The organism is Xanthomonas sp. WHRI 7064 (genome assembly GCF_040202355.2).
GTDB lineage: Bacteria > Pseudomonadota > Gammaproteobacteria > Xanthomonadales > Xanthomonadaceae > Xanthomonas > Xanthomonas arboricola.
Genome location: NZ_CP167821.1, coordinates 2,238,644 through 2,253,564, shown reverse-complemented (window position 1 = coordinate 2,253,564; position 14,921 = coordinate 2,238,644). Strand labels below are relative to the sequence as shown.

The window sequence follows — 14,921 nt, the reverse complement described above, 5'->3', positions numbered from 1 at the left end:
TGTGTAGACGCGAAACGTGGATCAGCTTGCGGGTTTGGGAACAACGATCTTCAAACCCTTGAAGTAGTCGCGGAAAAAGCCCTCGTCGCGGGTGATCAACCCGTCGCACTGGAGCATCGCGTGGGCACCGATCAGGAAATCGGCCACCACCCGCTCGCGCTTGCCGCCGCGCGCGCGGAAGCGCTTGTTCATATGGCCGGCGCGCACCGCCGCCGCTTCCTGGGTGGCTTCGTAACGCACCCCGATCGAGGCCAGGGTTTCCATCAGGTCGACCTGGGTATCGAGCATGGCCAGCACCTCGGCCACCACCGCATCGCAGACCACCACTTCGTCGCGCGCCAGCGCATCGCCGATGCAGATCTCCGACACCTCGCCGTAGACCGCATCGCCGACCAGGATGTCGAGCAGCACCGATGAATCCAGGGCGATCATGGGTCGAACGGATCCCCGGGGGCGCGGCCGCGGATGGCGCGCATCGCCTCGTCGGTGCTGGTCAGCCCGTCGACCAGCTTGAACTTGCCGCGCACCTTGCGCAGCGCCTCGCTGACGTCCTTGCGCAGGATGATGCGCCCGCCGTCGAGCTCGATCTTGAGCGTGGTGCCCTTGGTCAGTCCCAGAGCATCGCGCACGGCCTTGGGCAGCGTGATCTGCCCGCGTTCGGCAACTGTGGCTTCCATGGAGGTGGCCCCGGCAGAAAGTATGCGCCGATTTTACATACTTGACTTGTCGTACTCAAGACCACATACCCTGTTCTGCAACCGAACGTACACACTGAATTAGTCACACTGTTCCAAACAGACCTACAGCCTGCAGCCATAGGAGTGATGCATGAGCGATTCCTTTTCCACCCGCACCTCGCTTGAGGTCCACGGCAAGCGCTACGAGTACTACAGCCTGCCGAAGCTGGGCGAGCGCTTCGATATCGGCCACCTGCCCTATTCGATGAAGATCCTGCTGGAGAACCTGCTCCGGCACGAGGACGGTGGTGTCACCGTCGGCAAGGACCATATCGAAGCGGTCGCCAAGTGGGACCCCAAGGCCGAGCCCGATATCGAAATCGCCTTCATGCCCGCCCGCGTGGTGCTGCAGGACTTCACCGGCGTGCCGTGCGTGGTCGACCTGGCCGCGATGCGCGATGCCGTGGTCAAGCTCGGCGGCAACGCCGACCAGATCAACCCGCAGATCCCCTCCGAGCTGGTCATCGACCACTCGGTACAGGTGGACGTATTCGGCTCGGCCGATGCGCTCGACCTCAACGGCAAGATCGAATTCCAGCGTAACCAGGAACGCTACGGCTTCCTGCGCTGGGGCCAGAAGGCGTTCGAAAACTTCAAGGTGGTGCCGCCCAACACCGGTATCGTCCACCAGGTGAATCTTGAGAATCTGGCGCGCGTGGTGATGAGCGCCGACAAGGACGGAACACAGATCGCGTACCCGGACACCGTGTTCGGCACCGACAGCCACACCACCATGATCAACGGCATCGGCGTGCTGGGCTGGGGCGTGGGCGGGATCGAGGCCGAAGCCGCAATGCTGGGGCAGCCCTCGTCCATGCTGATTCCGCAGGTGGTCGGCTTCAAGCTCAGCGGCAAGCTGCCCGAAGGCGCCACCGCCACCGATCTGGTACTCACCGTCACCCAGATGCTGCGCAAGGCCGGTGTGGTCGGCAAGTTCGTCGAGTTCTACGGCGAAGGCCTGCAGCATCTGCCGCTGGCCGACCGCGCCACCATCGGCAACATGGCACCGGAATACGGCGCCACCTGCGGCATCTTCCCGGTCGACGACGAATCACTGACCTATCTGCGCCTGTCCGGCCGCAGCGAGGAGCAGATCGCGCTGGTCGAGGCCTATGCCAAGGCGCAGGGCCTGTGGCACGACGCCAACACCCCGCCGGCGCAGTACAGCGCCACGCTGGAGCTGGACATGGGCGAGGTCAAGCCGTCGCTGGCCGGCCCCAAGCGCCCGCAGGACCGCGTGCTGCTGGAAGACATGCAGTCCAACTTCCGCGAGAGCCTCAAGCCGTTCGTGGACGCGCGCAGCAAGCGCCTGACCGACATCAAGCAGGAAGACCGGCTGAAGAACGAAGGCGGCGGCGGCACCGCGGTCGGCGCCAAGGCAGCGCAGGCCGAGAGTTCCACCAACAGCGGTGCCGGCTGGCAGCTGCGCGACGGCTCGGTGGTGATCGCCGCGATCACCTCGTGTACCAACACCTCCAACCCGGCAGTGATGCTGGGTGCCGGCCTGCTCGCGCGTAACGCGGCGGCCAGGGGGCTGAAGGCGCAGCCGTGGGTGAAGACCTCGCTCGGGCCGGGCTCGCGCGTGGTCACCGATTACCTGAGCAAGGCCGGCGTGCTCGCCGATCTGGAAACGCTCGGTTTCTACGTGGTCGGCTATGGCTGCACCACCTGCATCGGCAACTCCGGCCCGCTGCCGGACGATGTGTCTGCGGCAATCGCCAAGGACGACCTGGTGGTGTCTTCGGTGTTGTCGGGCAACCGCAACTTCGAAGGCCGCGTGCATCCCGAAGTGAAGATGAACTACCTCGCCTCGCCGCCGCTGGTGGTGGCGTATGCGATCGCCGGTACCACCGACATCAACCTCACCACCGATCCGCTGGGCACCGGTAGCGACGGGCAGCCGGTGTATCTGCGCGATATCTGGCCGAGCAACAAGGAAATCGGCGACACCATCGCCGCCACCGTCGGCCCGGAAATGTTCAAGCAGAACTACGCCGACGTGTTCAAGGGCGACAGCCGCTGGAACACCATCGCCTCCCCGGATGGTGCGCTGTACGAATGGGACGCAGCCTCGACCTACATCAAGAACCCGCCCTACTTCGACGGCATGACCATGCAGGTCGGCCACGTCGAGGACGTGCACGGTGCGCGCATCATGGGCCTGTTCGGCGACTCGATCACTACCGACCACATCTCGCCGGCCGGCAACATCAAGAAGGATTCACCGGCGGGCCGCTTCCTGCAGGAGCGCGGCGTGCAACCGGCCGACTTCAACAGCTACGGCAGCCGCCGCGGCAATGACGACGTGATGGTGCGCGGCACCTTCGCCAATATCCGCATCAAGAACCTGATGTTCGGTGGCGAAGAAGGCGGCAACACGCTGTACTACGGAAAGGACGGCGCGGCGCCGGAAAAACTGGCGATCTACGATGCGGCAGTGAAGTACAAGGCCGACGGCGTGCCGCTGGTGGTGCTGGCCGGCAAGGAATACGGCACCGGCTCCTCGCGCGACTGGGCGGCCAAGGGCACCAACCTGCTCGGCGTCAAGGCGGTGATCGCCGAGAGCTTCGAGCGTATCCATCGCTCCAATCTGGTCGGCATGGGCGTGCTGCCGCTGCAGTTCCTGGAGAACGAAAACGCGCAGACGCTGGGCCTGGATGGTTCGGAAGTGCTGGACATCACCGGCCTGCAGGACGGCGCCAGCCGCCGTGCCACCGTGGATGCCAGAAAGTCCGACGGCAGCGTCAAGCAGTTCCAGGTCAAGGTGCTGCTGCTGACGCCCAAGGAAGTGGAGTACTTCAAGCACGACGGCCTGCTGCAGTACGTGCTGCGCCAACTGGCCGCACGCAAGGCGGCCTGATCGCAAGGTACGCTGCGCCATCAGCTCGACGACACTCCCGCCGCCAGGCGGGAGTGTCGTTTTGGGTGGCCAGAACTTGCCGACGCTGGACGAGCGAAGCATCGTCGGACGCAGCAAGACGCTGCACGCGACGCAGCGCGACGGGGAGATACCTTGCCACCAGACACCGGCCGCGCTCGCCTGGCGAGACGCAGACCGGAGTCGCCGTGCTCAGCGCCCCGCCGGCTCCCATTGCGCGTGAGTCAGCTGCCAGTCGCCGTCCTGCAGGCGCCAGCCGGTGGTCACCTGATAGGTCTGTGCCTGCTCGGGCAGCCAGCGTCCGCTGCCACCGGTCAGCAGCGCGGTGAAGCGCACGCGCGCGGTGTCATCGCGCACTTGCACATCCACCGGCCCCAGGGTCACGCCGATGCGGCGGTTGCCCAGCATCTGCAGTTGCATCAACCGTCGCAGGCCGGCTGCGTCCAGCCCTTGTTCGCCGACAAAGTCCTCGGCCACCGGCGCCATCGCCTCACCAATCTCGCGCGCCTCGATCGCCTGATGCATCGCTTCGAGTGTTGCGCGCAGCCGTTGCTCCGGTGCGGCACGCGTGCAACCGCTCAGGGCCACGACCAAAATCGCGACCAACCCGACCCGCCACCGCGCTTGAATGCTGCTCTGCATCACGCTTCGCCTTTTCCATCCATGACGGTATGCTGCCCGCTGTTGTAGTGCCGTGGAACACACCGCGGCACGTACCGAATACCCTGGAGGGGGGCAGATGAATCAGGCACGTCCTTGGTTGCAAAGTTATCCGGCCGGCGTCGCCGCCGAGATCGATTTGGAGCAGTTCCGTACCGTGGCCGAGGTGTTCGCCACCTCGGTCAAGCGGTTTGCCGACCGCCCCGCGTATCACAGCTTCGGCAAGACCATCACCTATCGCGAAGCTGATCAGCTGGTCGAGCAGTTCGCCGCCTATCTGCTTGGCGAACTGCAGTTGAAGAAAGGCGACCGCGTTGCCCTGATGATGCCCAACTGTCTGCAGTATCCGGTCGCCACCTTCGGCATCCTGCGTGCCGGCCTGACCGTGGTCAACGTCAATCCGCTCTACACCCCGCGCGAGCTGAAGCATCAGCTGATTGACTCCGGCGCCAGCGTGCTGGTGGTGATCGACAACTTCGGCACCACCGTGCAGCAGGTTATCGCCGACACCCCGGTCAAGCAGGTGATCACCACCGGGCTGGGCGACATGCTCGGTTTCCCGAAAGCGGCGCTGGTCAACTTCGTCGTCAAGTACGTCAAGAAGCTGGTGCCCGATTACCGCCTCAATGGCGCGATCCGTTTCCGCGACGCACTGGCACTGGGCCGCAAGCACAGCGTGCCGACCTTGCAGATCGAGCCCGACGACATCGCCTTCCTGCAGTACACCGGCGGCACCACCGGCGTGGCCAAGGGCGCGATGCTCACCCACCGCAATCTGGTGGCCAACATGCAGCAGGCCCATCAGTGGCTTGCCGGCACCGGCAAGCTGGAAGAAGGCGCCGAGGTGGTGATCACCGCGCTGCCGCTGTACCACATCTTTGCATTGACGGCCAACGGCCTGGTCTTCATGAAGATCGGCGGCTGCAATCACCTGATCAGCAATCCGCGCGACATGCCCGGCTTCGTCAAGGAACTGAAGAAGACCCGCTTCACCGCCTTCACCGGGGTCAACACGCTGTTCAACGGCCTGCTCAATACCCCCGGCTTCGATCAGGTGGATTTCTCGTCGCTCAAGATGACCCTTGGCGGCGGCATGGCGGTGCAACGTTCGGTCGCCGAACGCTGGAAAAAGGTCACCGGCCTGACCCTGGTCGAGGCCTACGGCCTGACCGAAACCTCGCCGGCCGCCTGCATCAACCCGATGGACCTGAAGGACTACAACGGCTCGATCGGCCTGCCGATTCCGTCCACCGATGCCTGCATCAAGGACGACGCCGGCGCGGCGCTGCCATTGGGCGAGATCGGCGAGCTGTGCATCAAGGGCCCGCAGGTGATGAAGGGCTACTGGAAGAAGCCCGAAGAAACCGCCAAGGTCATGGATGCCGACGGCTGGCTGCATACCGGCGATATCGCGCGGATGGACGAACAGGGCTTCGTCTACATCGTCGACCGCAAGAAGGACATGATCCTGGTGTCCGGCTTCAACGTCTACCCGAACGAGATCGAGGACGTGATTGCCGAGATGCCCGGCGTGCTGGAAGTGGCTGCCGTCGGTGTACCGGACGAAAAGTCCGGCGAGATCGTCAAGGCCGTCATCGTGAAGAAGGATCCTGCCCTGACCGCCGACGCCGTCAAGGCGCACTGCCGCGCCAACCTGACCGGCTACAAGCAGCCGCGAGTGATCGAATTCCGCAAGGAATTGCCGAAAACCAACGTCGGCAAGATCCTGCGCCGCGAATTGCGGGATGCGCCCAAGACGTAATCCACCGGCGCCAGCGCAGGTCGACAGCCACCCGGCTGTCATCCAACGCCCGCCCTGCCGCCAGGCTTGCGGGCGTTTGCTTCTGCACGCTTCGGACGAACGTTCGTTTCGGACGGCCAGCTTGCGACGACGCGCGCGCCGGAATAAGGGCCGATTTGCACTTGGTTATCTGCGCCGTTCTGATGCATGGAAATACCACCATGCTTTTTCAAAACTCATGACGGCCGCCCAGGGAATACTTCGGTTGACCCGGAACGCAGAATCACGGAACACATAATTTCAAGAATGTACAATTCACAATAAACTACTTTTGCTTGCGGAAATTCACTGAAAGATTCAGGTCATAGGGCCCACCGGATAGAAAGGAAGCCCTCTGCGTTCATGGAGATAGTGCCGGTGTAGCATCGATTCGGAGTGGATCGCGCGCGCCCGCCGGCGTTCACTCTCCCACTGCGGGCTTTTCCAGGATCACGCCCATGAACACGATTGAAAAGATTTCCCTCGGTCGTCCCCACTCCACCATTCGGGTCGATTCTTCGGCTGCTGACGGCACCCACTGGTTGTTCATGCATGCCGATGCGCCTTTTGGCATACGTCCCTGCTGCAGTCCCGAGTTATTGGACGACATCTGGGATGTCATGGGCTCCATCACCCGCGCTCCGCATGAGCGACGCAGTGGGGAACTGCGCCATTTCGTACTCGCCTCCGACGCGGACGCCTTCAATCTCGGTGGCGATCTGGACCTGTTCGCACGCTTGATCCGCGAACAGAATCGCGAGCAACTCATGCGGTATGCGATTCGCTGCGTGGAAGGCGTCCATCACCTGCATACCGGCTTCGGTGGGGACGTGCGCAGCATCGCGCTGCTGCAGGGCGATGCATTGGGAGGTGGGCTGGAGATGGCCCTGGCCTGCCACACCATCGTGGCCGAGGAAGGCATCGGCATGGGACTGCCCGAGGTCCTGTTCGGCCTGTTTCCGGGCATGGGCGCGTATTCCTTCCTGTGCCGTCGCGTTTCGCCCCATCTGGCGGAAAAAATCATTCTCGATGGACGCATTTACAGCAGCGAAGAGATGCATGCGATGGGGATCGTGGACGTACTCGTACCGAAGGGCCAAGGCGTGGTTGCCACCGAAACGCTGATTCGCCAGCAAAAGCGCATCTCCCACTCCTATCTGGCGATGAACGCCGCACGCAACCTCGCACAGGCGGTGCCTTACGAGGAATTGCTGCGCATCACCGAAGTCTGGGTAGACACGGCCCTGGCACTCAGTGAGAAATCACTGCGCACGATGGACCGTTTGGTCAAAGCACAGAACCGCCGCGCAGGCGCGGGTGTCGCCTGATTTTGGTGGATCCAATACTGGGGGAATCAGGCCCGGCCTATTGCCGGGCTTCGCTTACCCACGGTCGCCATTCCCGCTGACGCCTCCGTCGGACTTATTTTGAGCACGCTGGGCGAGCGCTTCGCGCCCAAGCTTCAAACCAGTCTTCAGCTGCTCCAGTCTTTGACTCCATTCTGCTCGCAGCTGCGCTTCCGGCAGGCGCATTAACTCACCGCCCTGTTCGGCCAACATCACCAGCCCGAGATTGCTGGAAACACCTTTGACCGCGTGAGCATGCTCGCGTAGACGTGCCCAGTCTCCGTCCGCCGCCGCCTTACCGAGCTGGACAACACATGCCGCAGCATCGCTGAGACATTGTTGAATGAACTCGCGTTCGAACTCATTTCCCATCCCCAGTTCCGCCAGCTCGTCGAGCACGGCAGGATCGAGGACTGCGCCGCTTGGGGCCGCGCTACGGGTACCAATGCTCAGATCGGTCTGACGCAGCTTCTGGTTGACCGCGATTTCGGCCAGCGTATCCAGCAACTTGATCGCCGCCACCGGCTTGGCCAGGAATGCATAAGCGCCCGCTTGTTCGCAGCTGCGAATCGACTCGGGGGTGACATCAGCGCTCAATACCACGATCGGGGTTCCCGGCTTACCACCGGCCTGCATGACCCTCAGCTGCTTCAACATGTCCAGACCGCTGACACCAGGCATATGCAGGTCGACGATGGCCGCGTCGTAGTCGGCTTCGGCCAACGCATCCAGGACGGCTTCGCCGCCATCAACACAGGTCACGCGATGCCCTGCTTTTTGCAGCAGCCGCTGCAGCACAAGACGATTTGCCAGATGGTCGTCTGCCACCAGGATCTGCATGCTACGCACGCGGGCACGGTGACGTAGGAACGGATCGGCAAACGCAATTACGTTGCCCGGTATCTTGGTGGACTCCGTCTCGTGCAGCACAGGCGACGGAGTTGCTGCAGGCTTGGCGGTCGCCAGGCCGAACGGCAGTTCAAACCAGAACAAGCTGCCGCCTTCGGGATTTTCCTCAAACCCGATCGCGCCACCCATCGACTGCACCAGCCCCCTGGCGATCGTCGTTCCGAGGCCGCTGCCTTCGAAGCGGCGCGCCAGTCCGGTGTCCGCCTGTTCGAACGCCTCGAACAAACGCGGACGCATATCGACCGGCACACCGATCCCCGTATCGAGCACTTCAAAACGGAGCAGCAGACCAGCGCGGCCGCTGGCGTCGGTGGCCGCCACCTTCAACTGGACACTGCCGTGGTCGGTGAACTTGACCGCATTGCCGACCAGGTTGAGCAGGATTTGCTGCAGATGTCCCGCATCCCCGTGCACACGGGGAGGGACATCTACGGCGATAGTTGCCTGATAACTCAAGCCCTTGGCCTTGGCCTGCGGCTCCAGAATCAGACCGATTGCCTGCAAGGTGTCATGCACTGCAAAGTCGGACGCGTTGATCCGCAGTTTGCCGGCTTCGATAGCCGAGATGTCCAGCACCTCTTCCACCAGTGCCAGCAGACTGCGTGTGGAGGCTTGAATGGTTTTCAGGCATTCGCGCTGCTCATCGTCCAGACGCGTCGTTGCCAATACCTCGGTCATTCCGGATAGACCGTTCAACGGTGTCCGAAACTCGTGACTCATGTTGGCCAGAAAGCGGCTCTTGGCCTCGCTGGCGCGGCGCGCCTCGGCGGTTGCACGGGTCAACTGCCGCAGCAGACTGGAGAAATACAGCGGAACGGCGGCCAGACCCACCGCAAGCCCGACCCCAAGGCGCTGGTTGTGTTGCCAGTATTCGGTCATCGACAGCGTCGTGGAAAAACTCACAACCGCCATTGCCACCGCAAGATACAGATAGCGGTTGCCGTAGCGCAGGCCGTTACCGACGGTGACCCACATCACCACGACATACACCCAGGCCAGCGGCTCGCCCATCTGGATCATGCCGGCTGCCATCAGCCCGTAATCGGCCAGCATGCCCAGGATGCGACGCGCATCCGAGCGGTCGGGTCGCCACAGCAGCCATCCGAACAAGGCCAGGCCAAGCCCGAGGCCTGTCAGCACGATGACCAAGACACCGGTGTGCTGGTGCAGCGGCAAGCTGTGCCGGACGCTCGGCACGAGGACATACGACAGGATCAGGCTGATCAGAACGATGCGGACGATCGCCTGGCCATGTTCGCTGTCAGGTCGATTCATCAACCGCTGCCGGATCCTTCCGAACGGATTCATAGCTTTACACCCCGGGTCGTGCCGATGCGGTCGAGAATTCGCCGCAGATCTGGTCCAGCTGCGCGCGGCCGCGCAGCAGCGCATCCACGCAGCGTGGGTCGAACAGGCGACCGCGTTGTGCGTAGAGATAAGCCAGCGCGGCGTCCATGGTCCAGGCCTCCTTGTACGGGCGCGGCGACAGCAGTGCGTCGAAGACGTCGGCCACCGCCACGATGCGCGCTTCCAGCGGAATCGCCTCGCCCACCAGTCCATCCGGATAGCCGGTGCCGTCGTAGCGCTCGTGGTGACGCAGCGCGATCAGGGCGCCGACCTGGATGAAGCGGTTCTGGCTGCCGCTGAGCAGCTCGTAGCCGATCCGCGGATGCCGTTTCATGATGCTCATCTCGTCGTCGGTGAGCTTGCCCGGCTTGAGCAGCACCGCATCGGGAATGGCGATCTTGCCCATGTCGTGCAGCGGTGCGGCCATCTCGATGATGCGCACTTCTTCTTCCGACAAGCCGAGCTGCTCGGCGATCAGGCCGGCCACGTGCGACATGCGCTCCAGGAAGGCGCTGGTGCCCGAGTCGCGGTACTCGATGGCACGCGCCAGCCGCGACAGCGTCTCGCGTTCGCGCTCCTCGACCTCGTTCATGCTGGCCAGCAGACGCTGCTCCAGCGACAGTGCGCGTTGCTTGACGCTTTCGCTCTGCTGACGCAGCTGCAGCAAATTGGCGCAGCGCGCACGCAGTTCGCGCGGGCGGATCGGCTTGACCAGGAAATCGATCACGCCCGCTTCCAGCGCCGCCTGGCGGATCGGCTCGTCACCGACGATGGTGATCAGGATGATCGGAATATCGCGATGGCTGGGCAGCCGGCGCAGACGCCGGGCGAACTCCAGCCCATCCATGCCGGGCATGCGGTAGTCGAGCAGCAACAGGTCCACCCGTCCGGCCTCGCACCACGCCAGCGCGTCGAGCGGGTCACCGAAATCGTGGACTTTCAACTCCGGTGCGATGTCCTCGATGACGTGGCGCAGCATCGTCCGCGCAGACATCTGGTCATCGACAATGACGATGTTCAATCCCAGATCCGCCTTTTCCGACCAGCTTCCCGATGGATCCGCCGACGATACGCCGGCAAGATTACCCAAAACATCCTGCATAGCCGTTGCTCCTCTATCCCGAGAACGGAAAAGCGATGACGCCGGCCGCTGTGCCGACTCCCCCGACGATACGCCATTCGGGGCTCCGCTCTAGCATATGCAGTATCTGTGCCGTCGGCACGCCGACGGCACAAAAAAGATCAGGCTTCCGGACGCATGTACGGGAACAGCAGCACATCGCGGATCGAGGTGCTGCCGGTCAGCAGCATCACCAGGCGGTCGATGCCGATGCCCAGGCCGCCGGTCGGCGCCATGCCGTACTCCAACGCACGGATGTAATCGGCGTCGTAATGCATCGCTTCGTCGTCGCCACCGTCCTTGGCCTGCACCTGCGCCTGGAAGCGCGCGGCCTGGTCTTCCGGGTCGTTGAGCTCGGAGAAGCCGTTGGCGAGCTCCTTGCCGTTGATGAACAGCTCGAAGCGGTCGGTGTACCCCGGCTCGGTGTCGCTGGAACGCGCCAGCGGCGACACCTCGACCGGGTGGTCGGTGATGAAGGTCGGCTGCACCAGGGTGTGTTCCACGGTGCCCTCGAAGATCTCCAGCAGCAACTTGCCCCAGCCGTAGGACGGCTTGACCTTGATCTTCAGCCGCTCGCAATGGCGCAGCAGCGCATCGCGATCGGTGCAATCGGCCGCGCTGATCTCCGGATTGTGGTGACGAACGGCCTCATCCATGCGCCAGCGCCGGAAAGCCGGCGCCAGATCGATGGCGGCGCCGTCCCAGTTCACCTGGGCGGTGCCCAGCACCGACTGCGCGGTGTCGCGGATCACCTGCTCGGTCAGGTCCATGATCTCGTGGTACGTGGCATAGGCCTCGTAGAGCTCGAGCATGGTGAACTCGGGGTTGTGCCGGGTCGACACGCCCTCGTTGCGGAAATTGCGGTTGATCTCGTAGACCCGCTCCAGCCCACCGACCACCAGCCGCTTGAGGTACAGCTCCGGCGCAACGCGCAGGTACAGGTCCAGATTCAGCGCGTTGTGGTGGGTGGTGAACGGCTTGGCGGTGGCGCCACCGGGGATGTAATGCATCATCGGCGTTTCCACTTCCAGGAAGCGGCGCGTATCCAGCCAGGCGCGGATCGCGCGGATGATCCTGGAGCGCTTGATGAAGACCTCGCGCGCCTCCGGGGTGACGATCAGATCGACGTAGCGCTGGCGATAGCGCTGCTCCACGTCCGACAGGCCGTGCCACTTGTCCGGCAACGGACGCAGCGACTTGGTCAGCAGGCGCAGCGCACTGGCCTTGACCGACAGCTCGCCGGTCTTGGTGCGGGTCAGCCCGCCCTCCACCGCCACGATGTCGCCGACATCCCAGCCCTTGAACGCGGCATAGGCATCGCCCAGCACATTGCCCTGCAGAAACAGCTGCACGCGCCCGGACTCGTCCTGGATCTGCGCAAAGCTGGCCTTGCCCATCACCCGCTTGGCCATCAGGCGGCCGGCCATCCTGACCGTGCGGCCGCTCGCTTCCAGTGCCTCGGAGGTCCAGGTGTCGGCATCGGCAAATTCGGCCTGCAGATCGCCGGCGAAGTGTTCGCGCACGAAATCGTTGGGATAGGCGATGCCCTGGCCGCGCAACGCGCCCAGTTTCGCGCGACGCTCGGCGATGAGGCTGTTCTCGTCGGCGGGGATCTGCGGCGCGGGGGTCTGTTCGGTCATGGCGGGAATCGGTCTGCGATAGGTCGGGCGCGTGCCCGGTGGAGAATGCGGAACCGGGCTGGCCGGTTCCTGCGTTTTACGGTGTATCGGTGACAACTGCACGGCGCAACGGAATTGCGTGGCGATGTACAGGCTGCGCGGCGCTGCACATATCGCAGCATCCGCGGAACACGTCGCTGCGCGGCGGGCGCGGCGAGGTCTTGCTGCGGTCAGGCATCCAGGCGCTTGGAGCCTGCTGCCAGACCGGCCTTGAGGCTGGCCTCGACGAATTCGTCCAGGTCGCCGTCCAGCACTTTCTGCGTGTCGCTGCGTTCGATGCCGGTGCGCAGATCCTTGATGCGGCTCTGATCGAGCACGTAGTTGCGGATCTGGCTGCCCCAGCCGATGTCGGACTTGGTGGCTTCCAGCGCATCGCGCTCGACGTTGCGCTTCTGCACTTCCAGCTCGTACAACTTGGCGGCCAGCATCTTCATCGCGTTGTCGCGGTTCTGGTGCTGGCTGCGGCCGGTCTGGCAGGCGACCACGGTATTGGTCGGAATATGCGTGATACGCACCGCCGATTCGGTCTTGTTGACGTGCTGACCACCGGCGCCGGAGGAGCGATACACGTCGGTCCGCAGATCGGCCGGGTTGATGTCGATCTCGATGTTGTCGTCCACTTCCGGCGACACGAACACCGAGGTGAAGCTGGTATGCCGGCGGTTGTCCGAATCGAACGGCGACTTGCGCACCAGCCGGTGCACGCCGATCTCGGTCTTCAGCCAGCCATAGGCGTACTCGCCCTCGATGCGGATCGTGGCCGACTTGATGCCCGCGACTTCGCCGCCGGACACTTCCATCAGCTCGGTCTTCCAGCCGCGCGACTCGGCCCAGCGCAGGTACATGCGCAACAGGATTTCGGCCCAGTCCTGCGCCTCGGTGCCGCCGGCGCCGGCCTGGATGTCGACGAACGCGTTGGCGCCGTCCATCTGGCCGGAGAACATGCGCTGGAATTCCAGCTTTTCGACATGGGCCTGGTACTTGTCCAGATCGGCGATCACCGCCACCGCGGTGTCTTCGTCCTGCTCGCTTTCGGCCAGTTCCAGCAGATCGCCGGCATCACTCAGGCCGGTCAGCACATCGGCGATGCCGATGACGGTCTTTTCCAGCATCGAGCGCTCGCGGCCCAGGGCCTGCGCGCGCTCGGCGTCGTTCCACACATCGGGGCTTTCAAGCTCCCGGCTGACTTCTTCTAGACGCTCTTTCTTGACGTCGTAGTCAAAGATACCCCCTGAGCGAGAGCACGCGATCGTTGAGATCGGTGATGCGCTGGCGGATCGGATTGGTTTCGATCATGACGGACTTCCGGCAAACAAGCTGGCTAGTTTAGCAAGCGGGCGACGGTGGCGGAACGCGGTGGCGATCGTGACGGGCCGCAGTTTCGTGCCGGCCGTGGACGTCATGGCGAGCACTGCAAGCTCAGACTGAAACAAGGCAGCCAGGAGGCGGCTCAGACGACGAGCGCCTGGGCTCATCTGCCACTGCGAAGCCCCCGGTACGATCGCAGGGCTGACAGCCTGGACAACCGTCAGCCCTGTGCGGCTTCGACACGCTGCGGTGTAGGCGCCTGCCCTGCCACCGCCCGTAACGCGGCCAGGTAACGGCGACTGCACGGCAGCACGGTGGCGTCGGCCAGGTGCACGCGGGCGTCGCCGGATTCCAGCGGCTCGATCGCCTGTACGCGTGCCAGCTGCACCAGATAGCTGCGGTGGATGCGCACGAACACGGCCGGATCGAGCCTGGCCTCGATCGCGGCCATCGTGCTGCGCAGCGGGTAATCGTGGCCGCGCACATGCAGATTGACGTAGTTGCCCGATGCCTGGATCCATTCGATGTCGGCGGTGGCGACCAAGAAGTCGCGCCCCAGCTTGCGCACCAGAAAACGTTCCGGACGGTCCAGCGGCTCGACCGGCGGGCCTTCGTCCGGGGCGGCCAGCAGATGTGCCTCGCCCTGCCGACGCCGGCCATACCATGCCAGCGCATGCCGTAGCGCCACCAGCAGGGCAAAGGTGCGCAGATCCTTGGAGAGTTCGTACATCCACTGCAACCGCAAGGCACCGAAATCGTAGTGCGCACCGACCGCCAGATAGACCAGCTTGCGCAGCAGCACCATGCCGCTCACGTGCAGCAGCCACCAGACGAGTGCGGCCGCAAGATAAAGAGGAACGCGCCGCCGCCAGACATCGGCATGCAGTGGCCAACGCGTGCAGAGCCAGATCAGCGGCGGCAAGAGCAGCAGTGAGACGGTCGCGCTGCTCAGCTCCCAGGTCAGCACCTGCCACAGCAGCAGCGGCTGACCGTCGCGCCGTGCCGCCAGCCATATGCTCGCAGTGTTGCCCAGCGCGCTGCCATAGAAAACCAGCAGCCAGATCAACGCTACCCAGCGCCTGCCCGCGCCGGCATCGCTGTCGGTCTCGCGTGCGATAGCCCCGGACACAGGTGAATTCATCCGCGCATTCTATGCA

The 14,921-nt window shown here is 63.9% G+C and carries 11 protein-coding genes; 3 read left to right on the top strand and 8 right to left on the bottom strand.

Annotation, left to right across the window (positions count from 1 at the left end):
- Positions 1–21 precede the first annotated feature (21 nt).
- Together ABQY74_RS09765 and ABQY74_RS09760 are read right to left on the bottom strand one after the other, a co-directional pair.
- Complete coding sequence (locus ABQY74_RS09765) at positions 22–432, bottom strand: type II toxin-antitoxin system VapC family toxin (protein WP_039515076.1); 411 nt, start codon at positions 430–432, stop codon at positions 22–24.
- Entirely contained in the window at positions 429–677 is a 249-nt protein-coding gene (locus ABQY74_RS09760) for an AbrB/MazE/SpoVT family DNA-binding domain-containing protein (protein ID WP_016903180.1), read from the bottom strand. The genes ABQY74_RS09765 and ABQY74_RS09760 overlap by 4 nt, the downstream gene beginning before the upstream one ends.
- Positions 678–828: 151 nt before the next feature.
- On the opposite strand from ABQY74_RS09760, the gene acnA reads away from it, so the two are divergent.
- Positions 829–3,597 (top strand): aconitate hydratase AcnA, encoded by a 2,769-nt coding sequence (gene acnA / locus ABQY74_RS09755; RefSeq protein WP_349794722.1) that lies wholly within the window; start codon positions 829–831, stop codon positions 3,595–3,597.
- A 210-nt stretch (positions 3,598–3,807) separates the two neighbouring features.
- On the opposite strand, the gene ABQY74_RS09750 is transcribed toward acnA, so the two are convergent.
- Positions 3,808–4,257 carry a hypothetical protein gene (locus ABQY74_RS09750; RefSeq protein ID WP_104574244.1) on the bottom strand — a complete coding sequence of 150 codons (450 nt, stop codon included), beginning with the start codon at positions 4,255–4,257 and terminating at the stop codon, positions 3,808–3,810.
- A gap of 97 nt (positions 4,258–4,354) precedes the next feature.
- On the opposite strand from ABQY74_RS09750, the gene ABQY74_RS09745 reads away from it, so the two are divergent.
- Together ABQY74_RS09745 and ABQY74_RS09740 are read left to right on the top strand one after the other, a co-directional pair.
- Positions 4,355–6,037 (top strand): long-chain fatty acid--CoA ligase, encoded by a 1,683-nt coding sequence (locus ABQY74_RS09745; RefSeq protein ID WP_349794720.1) that lies wholly within the window; start codon positions 4,355–4,357, stop codon positions 6,035–6,037.
- Positions 6,038–6,513: 476 nt separating this feature from the next.
- Complete coding sequence (locus tag ABQY74_RS09740; protein WP_047128634.1) at positions 6,514–7,383, top strand: crotonase/enoyl-CoA hydratase family protein; 870 nt, start codon at positions 6,514–6,516, stop codon at positions 7,381–7,383.
- A 54-nt stretch (positions 7,384–7,437) separates the two neighbouring features.
- Here ABQY74_RS09740 and ABQY74_RS09735 read toward each other — a convergent pair whose 3' ends face one another.
- The 5 genes from ABQY74_RS09735 to ABQY74_RS09715 form a co-directional block, all read right to left on the bottom strand.
- Positions 7,438–9,585, bottom strand: coding sequence for an ATP-binding protein (locus ABQY74_RS09735; RefSeq protein WP_349794718.1), 2,148 nt, complete (start codon positions 9,583–9,585; stop codon positions 7,438–7,440).
- A 37-nt stretch (positions 9,586–9,622) separates the two neighbouring features.
- Positions 9,623–10,759, bottom strand: coding sequence for an HD-GYP domain-containing protein (locus ABQY74_RS09730; RefSeq protein ID WP_024937712.1), 1,137 nt, complete (start codon positions 10,757–10,759; stop codon positions 9,623–9,625).
- Between the two features lie 140 nt (positions 10,760–10,899).
- Positions 10,900–12,417 (bottom strand): lysine--tRNA ligase, encoded by a 1,518-nt coding sequence (gene lysS, locus ABQY74_RS09725; RefSeq protein WP_349794716.1) that lies wholly within the window; start codon positions 12,415–12,417, stop codon positions 10,900–10,902.
- 209 nt (positions 12,418–12,626) lie between these two features.
- Positions 12,627–13,752 (bottom strand): peptide chain release factor 2 gene (prfB, locus tag ABQY74_RS09720; protein WP_102254087.1). Its coding sequence is split into 2 segments (ribosomal slippage): positions 12,627–13,676 and positions 13,678–13,752, totalling 1,125 coding nucleotides; the frame shifts between segments, so codons are not numbered across the junction.
- Positions 13,753–13,984: 232 nt separating this feature from the next.
- Entirely contained in the window at positions 13,985–14,905 is a 921-nt protein-coding gene (locus ABQY74_RS09715) for a LytTR family DNA-binding domain-containing protein (protein ID WP_349794714.1), read from the bottom strand.
- Between the last annotated feature and the right edge of the window lie 16 nt (positions 14,906–14,921).